This window comes from Aquabacter sp. DMC10 (assembly GCF_056314145.1).
Map to the genome: position 1 here is coordinate 152672 of NZ_JBQUYX010000004.1, position 23283 is coordinate 175954.

Consider the following 23283-nt stretch of genomic DNA (forward strand, 5'->3'; position numbering starts at 1 on the left):
GCGCCCCCATATGAGCGGGGCGATTCGGAGCTTTGGCCTTGGCGCAGCAGGCGGATTTCTTCGCCCTGATGAATCTGGAGGATGGCGAGGCGGTGCATAAGCCCCGCCGCCGCGCCCGCACGGCCGCGGTGCGCCCCGCGCCCGAGCCCGTCGCGCCGCTGGTCCCCGAGATCGCCTATGATGCGCAATATGAGGCCTGGGCCTGCGAATTGGAGCGCACCGGGCGCTATCGCATCCTGCGCCGGCTGGAATTCCCGCCCGTGGTGCCCCGGCCGCTCAAGGCTGGGGAAAAGCTCGCAATCATCATCGACACCGAGACCACCGGGCTCGACCCCGCCAAGGAAGAGGTGATCGAGCTGGGCATGGTGGCCTTCGCCTATGGGGAGGATGGCGCGGTGGGCGATGTGATCGCCACCTATAGCCAGCTCCGCGAGCCGTCCGTGCCCATCAGCGCCGAGATCACCAAGCTTACCGGCATCACGCCGGAGATGGTGAAGGGCCATGCGCTGGACCTGGACGAAGTCGCCCGCTTCATCGCGCCCGCCGCCTTGGTCATCGCCCACAATGCCCGCTTCGACCGGCCCTTCTGCGAGCGCCTGCTGCCCGATTTCGCCCACAAGGCCTGGGCCTGTTCGGCCTCGCAGGTCGATTGGTCGGGCTTCGGCTTCGAGGGGGTGAAGCTTGGCTATCTGGTGGGCCAGTCCGGCTGGTTCCACAATGGCCACCGGGCCGTGGATGATTGCCAGGCGCTGCTCGCCGTGCTCGGCGCGCCCTTGAAGGAGGCGGAGGGCATCGCCTTTTCCCGGCTGCTGGCCACCGCCCGCCAGCCCACCTTCCGCGTCTGGGCGGAAGGCGCGCCCTTCGACATGAAGGACCATCTGAAGAAGCGCGGCTATCGCTGGAACGACGGCTCCGACGGGCGGCCCAAATCCTGGTGGATCGAGGTGCCGGAAGCGGGCCTCGCGGACGAGCTGGCCTATCTGAAGGCCGAGATCTATCTGCGCGAGGTGGACCTCCTGGTCCAGAAGATCACCGCGTTCGAGAGGTTTCGGCCGGGAGTGTGAGGTCCTGGCGCGCGCCTGTCATGGGCAGGATTGGGTGGTGCCCGCCACGATCTTCGGCTCGGCGATGCGGGACCAGTTGCCGTTGGCATTGCGCCACTGTTCCTTGCGCGAGAAGGGGGTCTGCGCCAGCTTGGCGTTCAGCACGATGGTGATGGCCGGTCCTGCCTGCTTGAACTGGGGCGTGAAGTCCGCCCCCTCGCGTCCGAACGCATAGGTGCCTTCGCCGATGATGGCGCCGGTCTTGGCATCGCAGAGCTTCAGGTCGAACGATCCGGACGCGCTGGTGGGCTGCTTCTCGATATTGACGAGGTATCTGTCGCCCATATTCATTACCTGGCCCACATAGAGGCGCTCTTGCTGGTCTAGGGAGGGCTCTCGGCTCAGGCGCTCGGCGATAGCAGCCACATCCTTGGCAAGATCGCCCGGATCCATGAAGGCCCAATAGGCGATCACCGTACCGAGAACGGTGGCGATGCAGCCGATCACGGCCATGATCCGCTCAAGGATGGTCCACATGCCCGCGCTCCCCGCCCAAAGGGAAGGTAGGGCCATGCGGGGCAGGTGTCGAGGCGGCAGGGGCCGGCTCACCCCGCCTTCGGCGGCGCCAGGGCCCGGAGCGCCTTGGTGAGATGCTCGGCGAACTGCGCCCCCGCCAGAGGCAGGCTGCGGCCGCGCAATTGGGCGAGCACCATGTCGGCGCCGGCCAGGTCGTCGATCTGGCGCACCACGATGCCGGGCGGCATGGCGGCGGGGAGCGCGCCCAGCTCGATCTGGAACGAGATCATGCCGCAATGGGCCACCAGCCCCCGCAGCATCTCGAAGGAATTGCATTCCGCCGCCACCGAGAAGCGCAAGCCTGAGCGGGCGATGCTTTCCTCGATCATCTGCCGTCCGCCGGTGCTGCGCTCGGCCAATGCCAGCGCATAGCCGGTGCAGTCGGACAGGCGCAGCGAGGTGCGCGCGGCGAGCGGATGGTCCGCCGGCAGGAGGGCGACGAGGCGCTGGGGCAAGGTGGTCAGGAGGCGCAGCGCGCCGACAAAGGGCGGGCGGAACACCAGCACCAGGTCCACCTCATAGGCGGTGAGCAGCGCCACGGCGCGCTCATGGTCGGCCACCGACACCTCGAAATTCATCAGCGGATAGCGCTTTCGGAAGGCGGCGATCTGCTGCGGCAGGAAGTCGTGCGCCAAAGCCTGGCTGCAGGCGATCTTCACCGTGCCGCGCTTCAGGCCCCGCAGATCCTCGATCTGCGAGCGCATGCGCTCCGCGTCGGCCAGTTGCTCGCGCAGATAGGCCACGAACACCTCGCCCGCCGCGCTCAATTGAACGCCGCGCGGGCGGCGCTCCAGGAGCTTGGCGTCCAGCTCCTCCTCCAGGTCCATGATGCGGCGATTGAGCGCCGAGGGCGTCACGTTCAGCCGCTCCGCCGCCCGCCGGATGGAGCCGGTGCGGGCCACTTCGTCCATGTAGCGCAGGAAGCGGAGGTGGCGCATGGCGAGCCTTCGGTGGGGAAAGTTCGTAGCCTGTTCGGCAACGCAATGTATCGAAATCGGCTATGGATCGCATCACCGATCGTGCCTAGGCTGTGTCACGAAAGGATCATGTTGCGGCGCACCGGAACGGACCGGATCGGGCCGGCGACAAGGTTTCATGAGCAGCCCATGCCCCCTTCCGCTCCCGCCACGCTGAGCTTCGCGCGCCCCCGCCCGGCGCCGCGCCTCGCCACCTTCGCGGCGGAGCCGCAGCCGGCGGAACTGGACCTTTCAACCACCGCCCTGGTGGTGGTGGACATGCAGAACGACTTCCTGCACGCGGACGGCTGGTTCCCCCGCTCCGGCGTCGATCCCACACCCCTGAAGGCCGTCATCCCCGCCATTTCCCGCCTCGCGGCGGCGGCGCGGGCGGCGGATGTGCCGGTGGTGTTCGTCAATTGGGGCGTGCGGGCGGATGTGGCCGAATTGCCGCCGCTGGTGCTGGCCAAGGGCTCGGCTGGCGGCACGCGGCCGGTCTATGGCGATCCCTCGCCCGGCGGGCGCGGCCGGATTACGGTTGCCACCGATTGGGGCGCGGAGGTGGTGGAGGAACTGGCGCCCTTGCCCGGCGACCTCCTGGTCCACAAGCATCGCCTCAGCGGCTTCACGGACAATGAGCTGGATTCCGTGCTGCGCAATCGCGGCATCGACACCTTGCTGTTCACCGGCATCAATATCGACCGCTGCGTCTTCTCCACCCTCTGCGACGCCTCGTTCCTGGGCTATGGCTGCGTGCTGGTGGAAGATGCCTGCGCCACCCCGTCCCCCGATTATGTGCGCGACGCGATCCTCTATCTGGTGCGCCTGCTCTATGGCGCCACCGCCACCGCCGATGCGCTCATGTCCGCCTTCACACAACAAGAAACCAAAGACAAACCTTGACCAAAAGGGACGTTCTTCCGATGCCGTTCAAGTCCATGACCCGACGTGCGCTTGCCCGACGCGCGCTTGCTACCGTAGCGGCCGGCCTGACCCTCGGGCTTGCCTTTGGCCTTTCCGCCGCCCCGGCCGCGGCGCAGACCAAGATCAAGCTGGTGCTCAACTGGAAGTATCAGGGCCCGCAGGCCATGTTCTTCCTGGCCGAGGACAATGGATACTTCAAGGCCGAGGGCCTGGACGTGACCATCGACCAGGGCAACGGCTCCGGCGCCGCTGTGCCGCTGGTGGCCAATGGCACCTATGATGCCGGCTTCGGCGACATCAACGCCCTCATCGAGCTGGTGGCCAAGAAGCCCGAGGACGCGCCCATCGCCGTCTATGTGATGTTCAACCAGCCCCCCTTCACCATCGCGGTGAAGGCCGACAGCCCCATCAAGACCCCGCAGGACCTGGTGGGCAAGACGCTGGGCGGGGCCGCCAATGACGGCGCGCTGAAGCTGTTCCCGGCCTTCTGCAAGCTGGCCAAGATCGATTGCTCGGGCATCAAGATCGTCAACATGCAGCCCAATCTGCGCGAGCAGATGCTCATGCAGGGCCAGGTGGACGGCGTGTTCGGCTATGTGAACACCATCCGCTTCTCGGCCAAGATGATCGGCATCGAGGACAGCCAGATCCGCTACATCAATTATGGCGATTACGGCATGGATCTTTATTCCAACGCCATCATCGTCTCCCAGAAGCTGGTGAAGGACAATCCGGCAGCGGTGAAGGGCCTGGTGCGGGCGCTGAACAAGGGCCTCATCGACATGCTGAAGGACCCCAAGGCCGGTGTCGCGGCGGTTCAGAAGCGCGAGCCGCTCATCAAGCCGCAGGTGGAACTGGAGCGCCTGGAGGCGACGCTGCGCTCGGAGATGAACCACCCCGAGATCGCCAAGATCGGCCTCGGCAATGTGGACCCGGAGCGGCTGAAGCAGTCCATCGACATCCTGGTGGATGCCAACAAGCTGCCCACGACCCCCAAGGTCGACCAGGTCTTCACCCCGGCCTTCCTGCCGCCGGTGGCCGACCTGCCCAAGAAGCTCTTCTGACCTTCTCTCCCTGATCCCGGCCGGTGCTCCGCGCGCCGGCCGATGCCGACCCCACCTTCCCCCGCACGGGGGAGGGCAGGGTTGGGGTGTGCCCCGCGCCACCCCCTTTCCCGACCACGAAACCCTCGGACGTGCCATGGACCTCAAGCTGAAAGATCGCGTCGCCTTCATCACCGGCCCGGCCAAGGGCATGGGCGCCGCCGTCACCCTCGCCTTCGCCGCCGAGGGCTGCCGCCTGGCCCTGGTGGGCCGCGACACCGGGGCCATCGAACCGGTGGCGCAGGCGGCGCGGGCCAAGGGCGCCGAGGTGATCGTGCTCGGCTGTGACCTTACCGATGCCGTCGCCTGCGAGGCCGCCGCCGCCCGCACGCAAGAGGCGTTCGGCGCCATCGACATCCTCGTCAACATTGCCGGCGGCTCCGGCCCCATCGGCAAGACCGGGGTGGAGACGACGCCGGAGGAGTTCGACGACATCGTCACCCTCAACATGAATGGCTGCTTCCACACCATGCGCGCCGTTCTCCCGGGCATGATCGCGCGGTGCTACGGCAAGGTGGTGAATGTGGGCGGCACCTTCGGCATGCGCGGCCGGGCGGGGCGGATGGCCTATTCCGCCTCCAAATGGGGCCTGCGCGGCATCACCAAGAGCTTCGCGCTGGAGGTGGGACAGCACAATATCAATGTGAACTGCGTCGCCCCTGGCATGGTGGACGGACCCCGTTTCCGCGAGAAGGTGTGTGCCAATATGGCGGCCAAGCTGAACATCACGGTGGAAGAGGCCATGGAGCGCCACGCCGCCGACTATGCGCTGCGCCGGGTGACGCAGGACGAGGACGTGGCCAATGCCTGCCTCTTCCTCGCCTCCGACGTGTCCCGTCAGCTCACCGGCATCGATCTGCCGGTGGATGGCGGCTGGGCCATGCTGTGAGGAGGGTGGAATGAGCGATCAGGATTTCCCCGCCGACCTCGTCATCACCGGCGGACAGGTGGTTACCCACGAGACCATCCGGCCCGCCGCCATCGCGGTGAAGGACGGGCGCATCGTGGCGGTGGGCGAGGAAGATGCCATGCCCGCCGCCCGGCAGACCTTCGATGCCACGGGCCTTCATATCCTGCCCGGTGCCATCGATGTGCACGTGCATTTCCGCGATCCCGGCTACACCCACAAGGAAGACTTTGAGAGCGGCACGGCGGCGGCGGCCTTCGGAGGCGTCACCACCGTCTTCGACATGCCCAACACCATTCCCACCGTTGCCGACGCTGCGAGCCTTGCCGAAAAGCACGCCATGGCCAGCGCCAAGGCCCATGTGGATTACGGCCTCTATGCGGTGCTGGGCGAGGAGAGCCTCGCCAACGTGCCGGCGCTGGTGGAAGGCGGGATCATCGGCTTCAAGCTCTATATGGGCAACACGTTCGGCCGCATTCCCTCGCCCTCCACGGGGGCCATGCTGGAGGCGTTCGAGGTGGTGGCGCCCACCGGCAAGCGCGTCTCGCTGCATGCGGAGACCAATTCCATCATGGAGCGCCGGCAGGCCCGTTTGATGGAAGCCGGCCGCACCGATGCCCTCGCTCATCTCGCCTCCCGCCCCGCCGTGGTGGCGGTGGAGGCGGTGGCCCGCGCGGCCATTCTCGCCGAATGGACCGGCGCGCGCATCCATATCCTCCACATCTCCTCCGCCGCCGAACTCGGCCCCCTGCGGGACGCCAAGGCGCGGGGCGTGGACATTACCGGGGAGACCGGCGCCCATTATTTGATGCTGGCGGCGGAGGACTATGGCCGCTGGGGCGGCATCATCCGCGTCAATCCCCCGGTGCGCGAGGCCGCCAACCAGGGCCCGCTCTGGGACGCGCTCATGGACGGCACCATCGACATGATCGCCACCGACCACGCGCCCCATACGCCGGAAGAAAAGACCCGGACGGACATCTGGACGGTGGATTGCGGCTTCCCCGGCGTCGAGACGCAAATCCCGCTCATGCTCACCGAGGTCGCAGCCGGGCGGATGGCGCTCACGGATCTGGTGCGCTGGAGTGCCTATAATCCCGCCAAGGTGTGGGGGCTCTATCCCCGCAAGGGCGCCATCCAGTCCGGGGCGGACGCGGACCTCGCCTTCATCGATCTCGACCGGCGCTGGACCATCGATGACGCCGCCCTCCAGTCCCGCTCCAAGGTCTCGCCCTGGCATGGGCGGGAGGTGCAGGGTCTGCCGGTGCACACCATGGTGCGCGGCCGCTTCGTGATGAAGGACCGCACCCTCATGGCGGACACGCGCGGCCATGGCCGCTCGGTCCACGCCATCCAGGACGTGGGCACCCCCAGCCCCCGCCACACCGACGAGACACTGGCCGCCGTGGTGGCGTACCGACCGGAGGCGGCCGCATGAGCACGCCGCGCACCTTCGTCGAGCTGGAAGAGGTCACCCTCTCCTACGGGCGGGAGGGCCATCAGGTCCACGCGCTGGGCGAGACCAGCCTGACCATCGGGCAGGGCGATTTCGTCGCCTTGGTGGGGCCGTCGGGCTGCGGCAAGTCCACCATCCTGAAGCTGGTGACGGGCCTCATCTCCGCCACCACTGGACATGTGTTCGTGGACGGCCGGGAAGTGGGGGCTTCGCCCGTTCGGGTGGGCATGGCGTTCCAGAACCCCACCTTGCTGCCCTGGCTCTCCATCCGCGACAACATCATGCTGCCGCTGAAGATCGTGCCGCCCTTCCGGGGCGAGTTCCGGTCCAAGCGCCGCACCGAATTTCGCGACCGCGCCGATGCCCTGCTCAACCAGGTGGGCCTGAAGGGCTTTGCCGATCGTTTTCCCTGGCAATTGTCCGGCGGCATGCTCCAGCGCGCCTCCTTGTGCCGGGCGCTGATCCATGATCCCCAATTGCTCATGCTGGACGAGCCCTTCGGCGCTCTCGACCAGTTCACCCGCGAGGAATTGTGGGGCGTGCTCCAGGACCTGTGGCTGGATCGCAAGCCCACCGTGATCCTCGTCACCCACGATCTGAAGGAAGCCGGCTTCCTCGCCAACCGGGTGTGCGTCATGCGCGCCCGCCCCGGCCGCATCATCGAGGATTGCCACGTGCCGTTCGCCCGGCCGCGCAACATCGGGATGACCTATGAGCCGGGCTTCGTGAGCCTGACCCAGCGCCTGCGCGAGCTGATCGTTTCCGCGCGCGAACCCGTGGAGGCCGCCCGATGAACACCCAACTGCGCCGCCGCCTGTCCTCGGTGGCCGTCATCATCGGCTTCTTCGTCATCTGGGAGCTGGCCTGCATCGCCTTCGGCATCAAGGAGATCGTGCTGCCCCGGCCGACCCAGGTGGTGGCCACCCTCATCGAGCGCGCCCCCGCCATCTGGCCCCACGCGCTCCAGACCCTCTACACGACGCTGGTGGGCTTTGCCCTCGGCATCGTCTCCGGCGTCGCGCTGGGCGCCCTCATCGGCTCCTCGCGCCTCGCTTATGATGCGGGCTATCCGCTCCTCATCGGCTTTTCCTCCATCCCGAAGGTGGCCCTCGTGCCCATCTTCGTGCTGTGGTTCGGTGCCGGCTCCGTGCCGGCCATCCTCACAGCCATGATCATGAGCCTGTTCCCCATAGTGGTGAACGTGGCGGCGGGCCTGGCCACCACCGAGCCGGAGCTGGAGGACGTGATGCGGGCGCTGCGCGCCTCCAAGATGGACATCCTCATGAATGTGGGGCTGCCGCGCACCATGCCCTTCTTCTTCGCCTCGCTGAAAGTGTCGGTGACCTTGGCCTTCGTGGGCGCGGTGATCGCGGAGACGGTGGCCTCCAATCGGGGCATCGGCAATCTCATGATGATCGCCTCCTCGTCCTTCGACGTGCCCCTGGTCTTTGCCGGCCTCCTGGTGCTCGCGGTGCTGGGGGTCGGGCTCTACGCGCTCTTCTCCCTGATCGAGGGCCGCGTCATCGGCTGGGCGCGCCGCAAGGATGATTTCGCGGTCGGCTGAAGCTGGCCGCATTTTCAAAAAAACACAAACACCTTCCAGGAGTTGCTCATGAAACGCTTGCTGCTGGCGGCGCTTGGCGCGCTGCTATTGTCCGGTGCGGCCCCCTCCGCCCATGCCGAGCCCACCAAGATCCGCTTCACCCTGGACTGGAAGCTCCAGGGCGTGCACGCCTGGTATTACTGGGCGCTGGAGAAGGGCTACTTCAAGGCCGAAAATCTGGACGTGACCATCGACCAGGGCGAGGGCTCGGCGGCCACCGTCACCCGCATCATGTCGGGGGTCTATGATGCCGGCTTCGGCGACATCAATGCCGTCATCCAGAACGCCGCCGCCCGGCCCGCCGATACGCCGGTCATGGTCTATATGATCTACAACAAGGCGCCGTTTGCTTTGCTCACCAAGGCGGACAGCCCCATCAAGTCCGTGAAAGACCTTGCCGGCACCAAGCTCGGCACGCCGCCCGGCGGCGCCTCCTTCAAGCTCCTGCCGCTGCTCGCCAAGGCCAATGGGCTCGATTATGGCTCCATCGCCATCACCCAGGTGGCGCCGAACCTCCAGGAGCAGATGCTGCTTCAGGGACAGGTGAGTTCCATCGCGGTCTTCTCGGCCACCAGCTACATGAACCTCGTGGCGCTGAAGCTCGATCCCGACAAGGACTTCCGCTGGATCTTCTATTCCGATGCCGGCATCGACCTTTATTCCAACGGCATCATGGTCTCCCAGAAGCTGGCCAAGGACAGCCCCGAGGCGGTGAAGGGCCTCTTGCGCGCGCTCAACCGTGCCATCAAGGAGACGGTGGAGAACCCCGACGCGGCCATCGCGCTGTTGGCGGCCAAGGAGCCGCTCATCAACAAGGACATCGAGAAGCGCCGGCTGATCTATGTCTACAAGTCCCTCATCGACACGCCGGAAGCCCGCTCCCTCGGCCTTGGCGATGTGAGCGATGCGCGGCTTGAGACCGCCATCACGCTGATCTCCGATGCTTTCGAGCTGCCGAAGAAGCCGACCCCGGCCGAGGTGTTCAACCGCGCCTTCCTGCCGCCCAAGGCTGATCGCGTCCCACCGCAGGTGGGGCAATGAGCGGCGCGCGTTCCCTCAGCTGCACCCATCTCCTGGCCGATCCGCGCGGGCCGGTCACGGGGCCGGCCCGGCTTATGCTGGCTGAGGGGCGCATCGGCCATGTCGGCGCCATGGAGGGGCCGGCGGACGATGTGTTCGTGATGCCGGCGCCGGTGAATGCCCATGACCACGGCCGCCCGGTGCGATCCAGCTCGGTGGGCGGCGGCGGCAAGCCGCTGGAGGCCTGGCTCCAATATCTCGCGCTCTTTCCCTCCGTCGATCCCTATCTGGCGGCGGCGCTGTCGCTCGCCCGCAGCGCGCTCGGCGGTGCGGGCATCGTGATGATGCATTATACCCGCGCCCAGGGCTTCACGGACCTGCCGCGCGAGGTTGAGGAGGTGGCCCGCGCCGCGCGCGACGTGGGCGTGCGGGTGGGCTTTGCCGTCTCCATGAAGGACCGCAACCCCCTCGTCTATGGCGAAAGCGAGCCTTTCCTCGCCACCATCCCCGAGCCGGCGCGCAGCGTGCTGGCGAGCCAGTTCCTGCGGCCCTCTCTTGAGCCGAAAACCTTCATCGAGCTGGCCGACGCGGTGGCCGAGGCGGCCGGCGGGCCGGATTTCGATGTGCAATATGGCCCCAATGGCCCGCAATGGTGCTCGGACGGCTTGCTGGAGGCGGTGGCGGAAGCCTCCGCCCGCACCGGCCGGCGGGTGCATATGCATCTCCTGGAAACCCGCTACCAGCGGGCCTGGGCGGACGAGGCCCATCCCGGCGGCATCGTGCGCCACCTGGATTCCATCGGCCTGCTCTCCGAGCGGCTGACGCTTGCCCATTGCGTGTGGGCGCGGCCGGACGAACTGGAATTGCTGGCGGAGCGGGGCGTGACCATCGTCTCCAATCCGTCGTCCAATTTGCACCTGCGCTCCGGCATCGGGCCTGTCGCGCAGATGAAGGCTAGGGGTTGCCGGGTGGCCATCGGCGTCGACGGCAAGGCGCTGGAGGAGGATGACGATGCCTTGCGCGAGATCCGCGTGGCGCACCTCCTGCACATCGGCACCGGCTTCCGCGCCAAGGTCACCGCCTCCGATATTCTCGGCATGGCGCTGGTGAATGGCCGCCGGTCCGTCACCGGCCGCGACGATGGCGGGGTGCTGGTCCCCGGCGCGCCGGCGGACCTCATCGTGCTGGACTGGGCGAAGATCGAGGATGACCGCCTGGGCGTCGATCTCGACGTGCTCGATCTGCTGCTCACGCGCGCCACCGCCCGCCACATGCGCGAGCTCATCATCGGCGGGCGCACCATTGTGCGGGACGGCGTCGTGACCGGCATCGACTATCCCGCCGTGCGCGCCGAGGTGTTGGATCGCATGCGCGCCGCCATGCCCGACAAGGCGACCCTCGCCGCCGCCATGCCGGCGCTCGATGCCGCCGCTGCAAGTCATTTTGAACCGGGATGCTGCTGATGCCCATTGCCAAGGTCCATCGGATCAGCGCGGCCGGGCCCGACGATGTGTCGGGCATCGAGGCCGCCATAGCCGCCCGCCAGATCCATCCGGCTGGCATCCTCGCCATCTTCGGCAAGACCGAAGGCAATGGCTGCGTGAATGATTTTTCCCGCGGGCTCGCGGTGCAATCGCTTGGCCTGATGCTGAAGGCGCATCTGGGGCAGGCGGCGCAGACCGTGTGCCTGGTCATGTCCGGCGGCACCGAGGGGGGAATGGCGCCCCATTGGCTGGTGTTCGAGCGGGCGGAAGGGGAGGGCACGCCCGGCCCGGCGCTCGCCATCGGCCGCACCCATACGGCGGACCTGTTGCCTGAAGACATCGGCCGCATGGGCCAGGTGCGCCAGGTGGCGGAGGCGGTGCGCCACGCCATGGCGGAGGCGGGCATCCACCGGCCGCAGGACGTGCATTTCGTGCAGGTGAAGTGTCCGCTGCTGACCATGGCCCGCGTCGCCGAGGCCAAGGCGCGCGGCGCCGATACGGCCACCTCCGACACGCTGAAGTCCATGGGCCTGTCGCGGGGCGCGAGCGCGCTGGGCATTGCCCTGGCGCTGGGCGAGGTGGAGGAGGGGGCGTTGTCCGACGCCGTCATCTGCTCCGATCTCTCGCTCTATTCCGGCCGGGCGAGCTGCTCGTCCGGCATCGAGCTGATGGGCCATGAAGTGGTGGTGCTGGGCATGTCGCCGGACTGGTCCGGGCCGCTCGCCATCGACCATGGGGTCATGGCGGATGCCATCGATGTCGCCCCCGTGCGCGCGGCCCTCGGCCGCCTCGGGGCGCAGGACGGCGATCAACTGGTGGCGCTCCTCGCCAAGGCGGAGGCGAGCCGCTCCGGCCTCATCCGCGGCTATCGCCACACCATGCTGGATGACAGCGACATCTCCTCCACCCGCCATGCCCGCGCCTATGTGGCGGGTGCGCTGGCGGGGCTGGTGGGGCTGCCGGAAATCTATGTCTCCGGCGGTGCCGAGCACCAGGGCCCTGACGGGGGCGGCCCAGCGGCGGTGATCGTCCGCCGCTGAGCCTCTTTTTCGTGCCTCAGGCCACCAGGAAGCCGGCGCCCACCGGGTCCTCGCGGTCGATCACCCAGCGGGCGGTGCCGAGGATGGAGGCGGTGCCCTTCACGGTGGGGCGCACGGCGCGGGTGCCGTTGAGGGTGGTCTCGCCGATGAGGCTGCCCTCGAAGGTGCCCGAGCCGAGCAGGCCTTCCGAGCGGATGGTCTGGCCGATCTTCAGCGCGCCGCGCGCCTCGAACATGGCCATCATGGCGCTGGTGCCGGTGCCGCCGGGCGAGCGGTCCAGCTGGCCGGCGGAGAAGACGTGCACGTTCTTGTAGAAGGCGCCGGGAATGGTCGCCTCGTGCCAGAAGGTGACGAAGTTGAAGTTGTTGATGTGCTTGGAGGCGGGGTGCTGGATGGCCACCTTCTCGCGCAGCTGCTCGCGGGCCATGATGCCCAGGCGCGACAGCTCCGAGCCGTTCTCGGGGCAGATCTTCAGCGCCGTGCCGCGCAGGTCGATGATGCCGAAGTAATTGCCACCCCAGGAAATGTCCGCCTTCAGCGCGCCGACGCCGGGCAGCTCCAGCGGCACGTCCTGCGCCGCCACATAGGCCGGCACATTCTCGAACCGGGTCCACAGGACCGTCTCGCCCTCGTTCGCCACTTCCGCCACCACCAGGCCGGCGGTGGTCTCGAAGCGGATGATGGTGCGCCCGTTCTCGCCCCGGCGCACGAGGCCGAGCGAGACCATGGCCATGGCCACCGCAATGGTGCCGTGCCCGCACATGTGGGAATATTGGGTGCCGTCGATATAGATGAGGCCGGCATCATAATCGGTGCTGGAGGGCGGGGTCAGGAACACGCCGAACATGTCCCGGTGCCCGCGCGGCTCGCGCATGAGGGCGCAGCGCAGCCAGTCATAATGCTCTTCCAGGAAGGCCCGCTTCTCCAGGATGGTGGAGCCGGCGGGATAGGGAATGCCGGAATGGATGATGCACAAAGGCTCTCCTTCCGTGTGGGTATAGACGACGTCGAACACGTCCTTGGTGCGCATCATGAGCGGGGGCTCCTTGGGCTGAATGGAAAGGGGTCACCGGCGCTCGGACAACATGTCCAGGCCGAGGATGAGGTCGATGAGGATGATGGCGAGGCCGGCCACCAGGATGGTGAGCGCCGAGACCGCCGCGATGGTGGGGTCGATGGTGTATTGGACGTAGTTGAACAGCTTCACCGGAATGGTGGTGAGGTCCGCCGTGGTGTTGAAAATGCTCAGTTCCACGTTGATCCAGGAGGAGATGAAGGCGAACACCGCGCCGGCGATCACCCCTGGCCGGATCTGCGGCAGGGTCACCAGGAAGAAGGTGGTGAGCGGCCCCGCGCCGAGATCGGCGGAGGCGTCCTCCAGGCTCTTTTGGTCGTCGTCCAGCAGCGGCAGCACGGCGCGCAGCACGAAGGGCGTGATGATGACCACATGGCCCACCAGCAGCGCCGCAAATGAGCGCGTTAGCCCGATGGCGGTGCCGTATTGCAGCAGCGCCGCGCCCAGCACCACATGGGGCAGGACGAGGGGCGACATGAGCGTCGCCGAGAGCGCCCGGCGGCCGGCAAAGGCATAGCGGGCGATGGCCAGCGCGGTGGGCACCGCGAACACCACCGCCACCAGGGTCGCCGCCGCCGCCAGCAGGGTGGAGGTGACGAAGGCCGACACATAGGACGGGTCGCCCAGCATCTTGGCGTACCAGGCCAGTGTGATGCCTTGCGGCGGGAAGGCCAGGTAGCTGGTGGCGGTGAGCGAGGCGCCCACCAGCACCACCAGCGGCAGCACCAGGAAGGCCAGCGCCAGCAGCGAGAGGAGGCGCACCGCGCCGGAGGCGCAGGCCAGGATCAGGCGATCGCTCATGCCGCCCTCCGCTCGCCGATGCGCCCGGCCAGCGCCACCAAGGCCAGCGTCAGCACCAGCATGGTGAGCGACAGCGCGCCGCCATAATGGAAGTCGAACACCGAGCTGTATTGCTGGAAGATCAGCATGGAAAAGACGGTGATGCGTCCGCCCGACAGCAGGGCCGGCGTCACATAGGCGCTGGCGGCCAGCGTGAAGACCAGCACCGCGCCCGAGACGAGGCCGGGCATGGTCAAGGGCAAGGTGACGGTGAAGAAGGTGGTCCAGGGCGGGGCGCCGAGATCGGCGGAGGCATCCTCAAGGCCGGGATCGACCTTCGCCAGCGTATTGCCCACCGCCAGCACCATGAAAGGCAGGAGGATATAGACAAGGCCGATCAGGATGCCGGTCTCGGTGCCGAGGAACCGCATGGGCCGCTCCAGCAGGCCCATGCCCACCAGCGTGTCGTTGACGAGGCCGTTGCGGCCCAGCAGCACCATCCAGCCGAACGAGCGCACGATGTTGGAGGTGAAGAGCGGCACCACCAGCAGGATCACGCAGGCCCGCCGCCACGCCTTCCAGCGCACCATGCGCACCAGATACCAGGCCAGCGGGTAGCCGATCAGCACGCACAGAAGGGTGGTGAGCGCGGAGAGGCGAAATGTGATCCAGATCACGTCCCAATGGTAGCGATCCAAAAGGATGCGGGCGTAATTGGCGAGGGTGAGGTGGCCCTCGCCAGTGGTGAGGCTGGCAATCGCCACCACCATCATGGGCGCCAGGAAGAAGGCGGCGAAGAACAGCACCGGCAGGCCGGTGAGAAGGGCGAGGGTGCGGAAGGGAGCCGTCATGGCGCTATTCCGCGATGAGGTGGAGATCGGCCGGATCGATGCCGATCCGCACCGATCCGCCGCGGTCAAGGCCGGCCGGCAAGGTGCCGCCCAGCCGGCTCACCAGCTGCGTTTCCCCGCAGGCGAGGGTGACCATGGCATGGCTGCCCACATGCACGATGTCGGTGACGATGGCGGTGGCCGCCAGATGCCCCGTGGGCGCGTCGGCGCCCTCCAGCAGGCGGACCTGCTCGGGGCGAAGCACCGCCACGGGGGCGCCGGCCGCCGCCGGGGCCGGGAGAGCGATCACCTGCCCGCCCAAGGCCAGGGTCGGTCGGCCATCGGCGCCGCGCGCGCAGGACAGGAAATTGGCCTCGCCGATGAAGTCGGCCACGAAGCGGGTGGCCGGGCGGCGATAAATGTCCTGGCCGAGGCCCACCTGTTCTACGCGGCCCGCATTCATCACCACGATGCGATCGGCCATGGTCATGGCCTCTTCCTGGTCGTGGGTGACGAAGACGAAGGCGATGCCGAGCTTGGCCTGGAGCTGCTTCAGCTCGGTCTGCACCCGCTTGCGCAGCTTGTAGTCGAGGGCGCTCAGCGGCTCGTCCAACAGGAGGAGCTTGGGCTTGTTGACGATGGCACGGGCAAGCGCCACCCGCTGCTGCTGGCCGCCGGAAAGCTGGCGGGGCAGGCGGTCGGCGTAGCCCGACAGGCCCACCAGATCCAGCGCTTCGCGCGCCCGTGTGGCGGCCTCCGCCCGGCTCGCGCCCTGGCGGCGGGGGCCATAGGCCACGTTCTCCGCCACGCTCATGTGGGGAAACAGGGCGTAATTCTGGAATACGGTGTTGAGCGGCCGCCGATAGGGCGGAAGCTGGGTCACGTCTTCACCGGCGATGCGGATGGCGCCGCTATCGGCGAGGTGGAAGCCGGCAACGCAGCGCAACAGGGTGGTCTTGCCGCAGCCGGAGGGGCCGAGCAGGGCCACGAACTCGCCTTGCTCCACGTCGAGCGAGACGTCGGTGAGGGCCGCCTGGCCGCTGAAGCGCTTGGACAGGCCGGCGACGTGAAGAAGAGGAGACCGCATGGCGGATGTTCCGGCAACCTTCGTCTGTGGGTCGGACCGGCGGGCTTGGCACCCGCGGCCGTGAGGACGCAAAGCATCGGCCATGGCCCGCGCGGCGTGAAGCGCGGACCGTTACGACACGTCGGTTATGAAGAGGCCCTTGGGAGGCAGGCGCGCGGCTCCAGCCCCGCCGGGATCCAGGATCCGGGACGGCAAAGGGCGGGGAGAGGGGGCCGCGCGTCGTGTGTCAGGGCAGGAACACGGGGTGCGTCGGCTGGCCCCCTCCCCAACCTTCCCTCGCGCGCGGGAGAAGGTGGGGGAGGGCGGCGGCGGGTCCACAACGGCCCGCCGCCAGACCAGGAAATCTCAGGCCTTTATTTGCGGGCGATCTCGCGGTTCCAGGTCTCCACGATCTTGGGACGCAGCTCGTTCACCTGCGCCCAGTCGGACAGGCGCAGATCCTTCACCGAGCCCTTCTCGCCCCAGGGCAGCTTCTTGGCCACATCGGCGGGGACGGTCACGTCCTTCACGGAAGGGCCGAGATAGAGCTTCTGGGCAAGGCAGGCGGAGGCTTCCTTGGTGAGGGCCTGGTCGATGAACTTCTGGGCGGCTTCCTTCTTGGGGCTGCCCTTCACCAGATGCAGGCGGGCGTCGGTGGCCCACACGCCTTCCTTGGGCACCACGAAGCCGATGGGCAGGCCCTTGTCGGCCATGTCCCAGGCGCCCACGTTGAAGTGCGCGCCAATGATGGCCTCGCCGCTCTGGAAGGCATTGGTGGCCGCGCCCGAGGAATCGAAGAACAGGGCGGCCTTGAGCTCCTTGATCTTCTTGAAGGTGGGCGCCAGATCGGTGGCCGGCACGCCCCAGGTCTTGGACAGGAAGAGCAGGAAGGGCACGCCCGAGGAATTGGACGGCGACGGGATGGTCACCGCGTCCTCATAGTCCTTCTTCCACAGGTCGTTCCAGGAGGTGGGCACCTCCTTCACCTTTTGGGTGTTGTAGGTGATGCCGACGGAATAATAGCCGGTGCCCACCGCATAGGCCTTGCCACCGGCCGAATAGATGGCTTCGGGCAGGGTGTTGGCCATGTTTTTCACGGCGGCGGGGTCGATCGTGTCGATCACGTCGGCGGCGAGCGCCAATTCGGAGATGCCGCCATCCATCCAGGCGGCGTCGATGGTGGGCGCGCCCTTCTGCTGCTGGAGCTTGGACAGGGTCACGGTGGAGGTGCCGATCTCGCCGTTCACCTGGATGCCGGTGGCCTTGGTGAAGGGATCGGCGACGCAAGCTCGGAAGGCATCACCCCAATTGCCGCCATACCAGGCCACCGTGATGGAGGTGGGCTGCTGGGCGTTCGCGGCCGGCGCGAACAGCGCCGCGCCCGCCAGCAGGGCGGCGAGTGAGGCGGTGCGTCTCAGGGGGGAAAGCGGGAGGCAGGTCTTCACGCGTTGTCTCCTCTGGGTGCGCAATTTGCGTCTTCTGAAAAGCAACCTTTCATGACCGGCTTACAACCGCTAGAAAGCACCTGTCTAAAAATTGAATATTTCCGCCATGGCTCCGGTTCACCTCCCCCCGCCGACGCCCGCTCCCGAAGAGGGGGCGTCCCAGCGCCTGCGTGTGGGCTTCATCCTCCTGGACCAGTTCACCATCGCCGCCTTTTCCGGCCTCATCGACGCGTTGCGCCTTGCCGCCGACCATGGGGCTCGCGGCCGGCAGGTGCATGCGGCCTGGACCGTGATGACGCTGGGCGGGGGGCCGCGCCGCTCCAGCTGCGGGGTGGAGGTGTCGCCCAACGGGGACCTGGTGGACCCGCCGGCCTTCGACTATCTCGCCGTGTGCGGCGGCAACGATTATCTGAACGAAAACCCGCCGGAGGCGCTGCTCGATTATCTGCGCCGCGCCGCCCGCGCTGGGGTGCGCATGCTCGGCATCTGCACCGGCACCTTTCTGTTGGCCAAGGCCGGGCTCGTGGGCGGTCGGCGGGTGTGCGTGCACTGGAACGTGCTTGATGCCTTCAATGGCCAGTTTCCCGGCATCAAGGCGGGGGTGGATCGCCTCTTCATCGACGAGGGCGACCTCATCACCTGCGCCGGGTCCACCGCCGCCATCGATCTCGGCCTATACCTGCTGGCCCGTCATTGCGGGCGTGACAAGGCCCAGCAGGCCATGCGCCACATGATGCTGCAGGACATGCGCCCCGCCGCCATGCCGCAGGCCCACTTTTATGCCAGCCTCGAACATATCCGCGACGTGCGGGTGCGCCAGGCCGCCCGCTTCATCGAGCAGCGGCTGGATGATCCGCCCGCGCTGGAAGCCGTGGCGCGATTCGTGGGGCTCTCCACCCGGCAACTGGAGCGGGTGTTCCAGGGCGCGCTGGGGGTTGGGCCGGCGGCCTTCCAGCGCCAGCTGCGGCTGGAATATGCCCGCTGGCTCCTGGAAAACAGCGCCCGCCGCATCACCGACATTTCGCTGGACGCGGGGTTTTCCGACACCGCCCATCTCTCGCGCGAGTTCAAGGCGGCGTTCGGCTGCTCGCCGCGCGACTTCCGCCGCACGGTGGCGCAGGAGGGGCGGGCCTGAGAGGGCCCCTTCCGCCCGGCCCTTTTTGCCCGGCCCGCTCCTGGCCGCGCGCCTGCTCATCGGGCGCGGGGCTGGTCACCCCCGCCGCTCCGCGCGGACCAGCGCCAGGAAGGCATCGGCGGCGCGGCTGCGATAGCGCTCCCGGTGGCGCAGAACGGTGAAGGCGCGCTCCGGCAGGCGGAAATGGACCTGCGCCAGCAGTCCCGCCTCCAGGCTGGGCGCCGCCACCGAGGCGGACAGGGCGGTGGCACCCATGCCCGCCTCCACCGCCGCCCGCACCGATTCGTTGGAGGGCAGATCGAGCGGCACGTTCAGCCGGGTCGGATCGATGCCGATGTCGGTCAACGCCTCCTCGAAGGCCGAGCGGGTGCCCGAGCCCGCCTCGCGCAGCACCCAGTCGCCCGCCAGGAGATCAGCGGGCGTGAGCGCCCGCCCCGCCCAGGGATGGTCCGGCCCCACCACGATCACCAATTGGTCGTGGGCCACCTCGATGCGGTCGAAGGCGGGATTGTCCACCGAGCCTTCCACGAAGCCCAGTTCCGCCGTGCCTTCTTCTACCGCCTCGGCCACCTGGGCGGTGTTGCCCACCGATAGGCGCAGCTCGATCTGTGGATAAGTACGGCGAAAGGCCACCATGTGGCGGGGCAGCCAATAGCCGGAAATGGTCTGGCTGGCCTGGAGCACCAGCGAGCCCCGGCGGAGCGAGCCGAACTCCGCCAGCACCTGCTCGGCCGCCTCGGCGCGGGCGAGCACGGCGCGGGCCTCGGGCAGGAAGGCGCGGCCGGCCTCGGTCAATTCGATGCCCCGCCCGACCCGGTGGAACAGCTTGGTGTCGTGCCGCGCCTCCAGCACCGCAATGGCGTTGCTCGCCGCCGACTGGGCCAGATGCAACGCGCGGGCGGCCTGGGTGACGTGCTGGCGTTCCGCCACCGCCACAAAGATGCGAAGCTGCTCAAGCGTCATGCAAATATCCTAAGCTGAGCCATGACTGGCGAAATCAATCGTATAGCAAGATTGATTTGATGCATAAGATCTGTTTGTGAGATCGGTTGCCGGCCGGTACCTTGGGACCAGTTCTTGATGAGCGGGCGACAAGCCCCATCCGAAGGAGGATGTCATGGCGACGACGCGTGCACCCCAGGCCGGAGCCGGCCGTCATGTGCCGTTTGGCGGCCTGCACGAGGCGGTGCGCCAGTTCACGCCGAACTGGTTCGCCGCCACCATGGGCACCGGCGTGCTGGCGCTGGCGCTCAACCAGTTTCCCATCGCCTTTCCCGGCCAGCATCCCCTCGCGGTCACGCTGTGGCTGTTCAATATCGGCCTCTTCAGCCTGTTCACCGTGCTCTATGCCTCGCGCTGGATCTTCTTCGGCCATGAGGCCAAGCGAATCTTCCAGCATCCGGTGGTGTCCATGTTCTTCGGCACCATCCCCATGGGCCTTGCCACCATCGTCAACGGCTTCGTGACCTTCGGCATCCCCATGTGGGGCGAGGTGGCCCTCAACATCGCCCATGTGCTGTGGTGGCTGGACGTGGCGATCGCGCTGGCCTGCGGGCTGCTGATCCCCTTCCTCATGTTCACCCAGCAGGAGCACTCGCTGGAGAAGATGACGGCGGTCTGGCTGCTGCCCATCGTTGCGGCGGAGGTGGCGGCGGCCTCGGGCGGCGGGCTGGTGCCCGTGCTGCCGGCGGCGGAGGCCTATGGCGTGCTGTTCATTTCCTATGCTCTGTGGGCCTTCTCGGTGCCGCTGGCCATGAGCATCCTGGTGATCCTGCTGCTGCGCCTGACGCTGCACAAGCTGCCCAACCGCGACATGGCCGCCTCCGGCTGGCTGGCGCTCGGCCCCATCGGAACCGGCGCCCTCGGTCTCCTGACGTTGGGCGGCAACGCCACCCCCGTCCTTGCCAATGCCGGCCTTGCCGCCGTCGGGCCGGTGGCCTTCGGCATCGGCATCATCGGCGCCACCATCCTGTGGGGCTATGGCGCCTGGTGGCTGATGCTGGCCATGCTGAAGACCGTGCGCTACCTCAAGGAGGGCATGCCGTTCAACATCGGCTGGTGGGGCTTTACCTTCCCGCTCGGCGTCTATTCCCTGGCCACCATTGGCCTGGGGCGGGTCACGCACTTCGAGTTCTTCACCATCGTGGGCGGCGGGCTCATCCTGCTCCTGACCGGCCTGTGGCTGGTGGTGGCCACCCGCACGGCCCAGGGCGCCTGGCGCGGCACGCTGTTCTTCTCGCCCTGCCTGGTGTCGGGCGTTGCCCCCGCCCAGAGCCTGCCGGCGGTCATGCCGCAGCCCAAGGCGGCGTGAAATCCGCCCCCTTCCTCGCCCCGCGCGGTCGCCCGCGCGGGGCTTTTGTTTTGCGAGCGGCGCAGGCGAAAAAAGCCGCACGCTTTCCCGCCAAAAGCGCGCCGGCGACGCGCCGCTTTAGCGTTCGCTTAAAGCCTGCCGTGGCAGGGTTTTCCCGAGATTGCACGGGAGGACCCATTGCGCGTGGGGGACGGGATGCCGGCAGGAGGCGAACGGACGGAGGCGGGGGCCGCCGGGGGCCGTCGTGCGCGCGTAGACAGGCTTTCGCCCACCCCCGACCAGATCGCCGTCTTCGCCCGGCGCAGCGCCCGGGCCCTGGCGGCGCTCGGCCTGCTGGCGCTGGGCGCCGGGGGCACCGTGCTGCTGGGAGAGGCGGCGGGCCTGTTCACCGGCGCCGCGCCCGATGCGCTCTGGCTGGTGGCCTGCGGCCTCATCGCCGCCGCGCTCGCGGCCGTTTCGGCGGGCCTGTCCCGCGCCGCCCGGCGCGTCGGCCGTGCGGGCCTGATGGCGGATCTTGCCCTGGTCACGCTCCACGGCCCGTCCGGCGCCTTCCTCGCCTTGGAGCATGCCCAGGCGCCGTGGGCCGGGCTCGGCCTTGCCGCCCCCTCCGACCTGTTCGACCGCATCCAGGTGGCCGACCGCCCCGCCTTTCTTGCCGCCTTGTCCAGCGCGCGGGCCGGCGACGGAGAGGCCCGCTGCGAAGTGCGCCTGCGCTGCGAGAGCGCCGGCGAGACGCCGGCTTATGTGTGGATGGAGATGCGGGCGGTGCGCGCTTCGGGCGGGCGCGAGCTGCGCGGCGGCGTCCGCTCCGCCTTCGCCGGCGCCACCCGGGTGAGCTGGCGCGACATCGACGCGGCCAAGCGCAAGGCCGAGCGCGAGGAAGCCGCCCGGGCCGAGGCGGAGCGGGCCAATCTGGCCAAGAGCCGCTTCCTGGCCGCCATGAGCCATGAACTGCGCACGCCGCTCAACACCATCCTGGGCTATTCGGAACTGCTGGCCGGCGATGGCGAGGGGCACCTGGATGTGGCCCGGCGGGCCGACTATGCCCGCATCATCCATGAAAGCGGCCAGCACCTCCTGGGCCTCGTGAACGACATTCTCGACCTCTCGCGGGTGGAGGCCGGCGCCTATGAGCTGTCGCCCGAGCCGCTCGACGTGGCGGGCCTCGTGGACGGCTGCCTCGACATGATGACGCTGGAGGCCGGCCGCCGCGGCGTCGCCCTGAAGGTGCGCGTGGCGCCCCGCCTGCCCAGCCTGTCCGCCGACCATCGGGCGCTGCGGCAGATTCTGCTCAATCTCCTCTCCAATGCCGTGAAGTTCACCCCCAAGGACGGCAAGGTGGAACTCTCCGTGCGGTCGCGCGCGGCAGCCATCGCCTTCTGCGTGCGCGACACCGGGCCGGGCATGAGCGCCACGGACGTCGCTCGCCTTGGCGAGCCCTTCTTCCAGACCGGCGACATGGAGCATCGCCGCGCCGGCAGCGGGCTCGGCCTGGCGGTGGTGCGGGGCCTGGTGCTGCTCCATGGCGGCACCTTCCATGTGGCGAGCACCCAAGGGCGCGGCACGGCGGTGACCATCACCATTCCGCTGGCAAGGGAAAGCGGCGTTGTCGCCTTCGCCCGGGCCGATGAAACGTGCGAGACACAGGGCGACATGAGGGACGGGAGGCGCAGCGCATGAGGATCGATCTCGGACGCGAGGCGGTTGCCGGAATGCCCTCCCACGATCTCCTCACCGAGGCCCCCGGCGGGCGCATGGCCTTTCGCATCGCCGATGGCTTCGCCCTTCTGGTGGCGCTGGGGCTGGCCGGCGCCATCCTGGCCAATGTGTTCATGAACCAGCACGGTCCGGTGATGCCTGCCGCCGACGGCAAGCTCATCCCGCTGGTGGAAAAGCCCAAGGCGGCCGCTCCGGCGCCCCTGCCGCCGGGCACGGCGGCCATGTTCACCCCCAATTCGCTGAGCACCTCGGTGCCGCAGGGCACCGTGCTCAACGGCGGCGCGGCCACTGGCGGGGCGGCGCGCAGCACGACCCCGGCCGGCGTGCCGGTCCCCCCCGCCACCGTGCCCGCCAAGACTCCGGTTCCGCTGATTGCCGACATCCAGCGTGAACTGGCGCGCCGCGGCTTTTATGACGGCCCCGCGGACGGGCTCAGCGGCCCGCGCACCGACGCCGCCATCCGCGCCTTCGAGCAGGCGGCGCGGCTGAAGGTGACGGGCGAGCCCACCGATGCGCTGCTCGCCCAGATCCGCCGCACCCCGGTGGCTGCCGCAGCCCCGGCGGCGCAGGATGCCACTGGCTCGGTCCGCCCGCCGGCCGACGTGCCCGGCTCCAACCGCATCCTCGCGGTGCAGAAGACCTTGGCCAAGCTCGGATATGGCCCCATCAAGATGGACGGCAAGCCCGGCGCGGAGACGCGCCTGGCCATTCAGCGGTTCGAGCGCGATCGCAACCTGCCGGCCTCCGGCGAGATCACCGACCGGCTGGTGCGCGAATTGAGCGCCGTGTCCGGCATGCCCATCGAATAGA

Annotated in this window: 22 protein-coding genes; 14 read left to right on the forward strand and 8 right to left on the reverse strand. The window is 68.3% G+C overall.

Annotation, left to right across the window (positions count from 1 at the left end):
- Positions 1-38: 38 nt before the first annotated feature.
- The gene (locus ACT54L_RS12480; RefSeq protein WP_476085909.1) at positions 39-1064 is read left to right on the forward strand and encodes a 3'-5' exonuclease; all 1026 of its coding nucleotides are present in this window, start codon (positions 39-41) and stop codon (positions 1062-1064) included.
- A gap of 18 nt (positions 1065-1082) precedes the next feature.
- Here the strand turns inward: ACT54L_RS12480 and ACT54L_RS12485 are convergent, their stop codons facing one another.
- Positions 1083-1580, reverse strand: coding sequence for a hypothetical protein (locus tag ACT54L_RS12485; RefSeq protein ID WP_476085910.1), 498 nt, complete (start codon positions 1578-1580; stop codon positions 1083-1085).
- Between the two features lie 68 nt (positions 1581-1648).
- Positions 1649-2557, reverse strand: coding sequence for a LysR family transcriptional regulator (locus ACT54L_RS12490; protein ID WP_476085911.1), 909 nt, complete (start codon positions 2555-2557; stop codon positions 1649-1651).
- A gap of 168 nt (positions 2558-2725) precedes the next feature.
- Here ACT54L_RS12490 and ACT54L_RS12495 point away from each other — a divergent pair, with 168 nt between their 5' ends.
- The 9 genes from ACT54L_RS12495 to atzD all read left to right on the forward strand — a co-directional run bounded on the left by ACT54L_RS12495 (position 2726) and on the right by atzD (position 12112).
- Positions 2726-3478: a cysteine hydrolase family protein gene (locus tag ACT54L_RS12495; RefSeq protein ID WP_476085912.1), complete on the forward strand. Its 753-nt coding sequence runs from the start codon at positions 2726-2728 to the stop codon at positions 3476-3478.
- A 20-nt stretch (positions 3479-3498) separates the two neighbouring features.
- Positions 3499-4563 carry an ABC transporter substrate-binding protein gene (locus ACT54L_RS12500; protein ID WP_476085913.1) on the forward strand — a complete coding sequence of 355 codons (1065 nt, stop codon included), beginning with the start codon at positions 3499-3501 and terminating at the stop codon, positions 4561-4563.
- Between the two features lie 88 nt (positions 4564-4651).
- Complete coding sequence (locus ACT54L_RS12505; RefSeq protein ID WP_476085914.1) at positions 4652-5491, forward strand: SDR family NAD(P)-dependent oxidoreductase; 840 nt, start codon at positions 4652-4654, stop codon at positions 5489-5491.
- A 10-nt stretch (positions 5492-5501) separates the two neighbouring features.
- Positions 5502-6947 (forward strand): allantoinase AllB, encoded by a 1446-nt coding sequence (gene allB / locus ACT54L_RS12510; protein WP_476085915.1) that lies wholly within the window; start codon positions 5502-5504, stop codon positions 6945-6947.
- Positions 6944-7759 (forward strand): ABC transporter ATP-binding protein, encoded by an 816-nt coding sequence (locus ACT54L_RS12515; RefSeq protein ID WP_476085916.1) that lies wholly within the window; start codon positions 6944-6946, stop codon positions 7757-7759. Before allB ends, ACT54L_RS12515 begins: the two co-directional genes overlap by 4 nt.
- The gene (locus ACT54L_RS12520; protein WP_476085917.1) at positions 7756-8529 is read left to right on the forward strand and encodes an ABC transporter permease; all 774 of its coding nucleotides are present in this window, start codon (positions 7756-7758) and stop codon (positions 8527-8529) included. The genes ACT54L_RS12515 and ACT54L_RS12520 overlap by 4 nt, the downstream gene beginning before the upstream one ends.
- Positions 8530-8577: 48 nt before the next feature.
- Positions 8578-9609 carry an ABC transporter substrate-binding protein gene (locus ACT54L_RS12525; protein WP_476085918.1) on the forward strand — a complete coding sequence of 344 codons (1032 nt, stop codon included), beginning with the start codon at positions 8578-8580 and terminating at the stop codon, positions 9607-9609.
- The gene (locus ACT54L_RS12530; protein WP_476085919.1) at positions 9606-11051 is read left to right on the forward strand and encodes an amidohydrolase family protein; all 1446 of its coding nucleotides are present in this window, start codon (positions 9606-9608) and stop codon (positions 11049-11051) included. Before ACT54L_RS12525 ends, ACT54L_RS12530 begins: the two co-directional genes overlap by 4 nt.
- Positions 11051-12112, forward strand: coding sequence for a cyanuric acid amidohydrolase (atzD, locus tag ACT54L_RS12535; protein WP_476085920.1), 1062 nt, complete (start codon positions 11051-11053; stop codon positions 12110-12112). Before ACT54L_RS12530 ends, atzD begins: the two co-directional genes overlap by 1 nt.
- A 16-nt stretch (positions 12113-12128) precedes the next feature.
- Here the strand turns inward: atzD and ACT54L_RS12540 are convergent, their stop codons facing one another.
- From ACT54L_RS12540 to ACT54L_RS12560, 5 genes are all read right to left on the reverse strand, one after another.
- Positions 12129-13145 carry a proline racemase family protein gene (locus ACT54L_RS12540; RefSeq protein ID WP_476085921.1) on the reverse strand — a complete coding sequence of 339 codons (1017 nt, stop codon included), beginning with the start codon at positions 13143-13145 and terminating at the stop codon, positions 12129-12131.
- A 33-nt stretch (positions 13146-13178) separates the two neighbouring features.
- Complete coding sequence (locus ACT54L_RS12545; RefSeq protein ID WP_476085922.1) at positions 13179-13988, reverse strand: ABC transporter permease; 810 nt, start codon at positions 13986-13988, stop codon at positions 13179-13181.
- Positions 13985-14818 (reverse strand): ABC transporter permease, encoded by an 834-nt coding sequence (locus ACT54L_RS12550; protein WP_476085923.1) that lies wholly within the window; start codon positions 14816-14818, stop codon positions 13985-13987. Before ACT54L_RS12550 ends, ACT54L_RS12545 begins: the two co-directional genes overlap by 4 nt.
- 4 nt (positions 14819-14822) lie before the next feature.
- Positions 14823-15884 (reverse strand): ABC transporter ATP-binding protein, encoded by a 1062-nt coding sequence (locus ACT54L_RS12555; RefSeq protein WP_476085924.1) that lies wholly within the window; start codon positions 15882-15884, stop codon positions 14823-14825.
- A 353-nt stretch (positions 15885-16237) separates the two neighbouring features.
- Positions 16238-17308, reverse strand: a complete 1071-nt coding sequence (locus ACT54L_RS12560) for an ABC transporter substrate-binding protein (RefSeq protein WP_476085925.1) — start codon at positions 17306-17308, stop codon at positions 16238-16240.
- Between the two features lie 106 nt (positions 17309-17414).
- Between ACT54L_RS12560 and ACT54L_RS12565 the strand changes: the two genes are divergently transcribed.
- The gene (locus tag ACT54L_RS12565; protein ID WP_476085926.1) at positions 17415-18443 is read left to right on the forward strand and encodes a GlxA family transcriptional regulator; all 1029 of its coding nucleotides are present in this window, start codon (positions 17415-17417) and stop codon (positions 18441-18443) included.
- 75 nt (positions 18444-18518) lie between these two features.
- On the opposite strand, the gene ACT54L_RS12570 is transcribed toward ACT54L_RS12565, so the two are convergent.
- The gene (locus ACT54L_RS12570; protein ID WP_476085927.1) at positions 18519-19406 is read right to left on the reverse strand and encodes a LysR family transcriptional regulator; all 888 of its coding nucleotides are present in this window, start codon (positions 19404-19406) and stop codon (positions 18519-18521) included.
- A gap of 154 nt (positions 19407-19560) precedes the next feature.
- On the opposite strand from ACT54L_RS12570, the gene ACT54L_RS12575 reads away from it, so the two are divergent.
- From ACT54L_RS12575 to ACT54L_RS12585, 3 genes are all read left to right on the forward strand, one after another.
- On the forward strand, positions 19561-20754 hold the full coding sequence (locus tag ACT54L_RS12575) for a TDT family transporter (protein ID WP_476085928.1): 1194 nt from the start codon (positions 19561-19563) through the stop codon (positions 20752-20754).
- A gap of 195 nt (positions 20755-20949) precedes the next feature.
- On the forward strand, positions 20950-22434 hold the full coding sequence (locus ACT54L_RS12580) for a sensor histidine kinase (protein WP_476085929.1): 1485 nt from the start codon (positions 20950-20952) through the stop codon (positions 22432-22434).
- Positions 22431-23282: a peptidoglycan-binding domain-containing protein gene (locus ACT54L_RS12585; RefSeq protein WP_476085930.1), complete on the forward strand. Its 852-nt coding sequence runs from the start codon at positions 22431-22433 to the stop codon at positions 23280-23282. The genes ACT54L_RS12580 and ACT54L_RS12585 overlap by 4 nt, the downstream gene beginning before the upstream one ends.
- Position 23283: the final 1 nt, after the last annotated feature.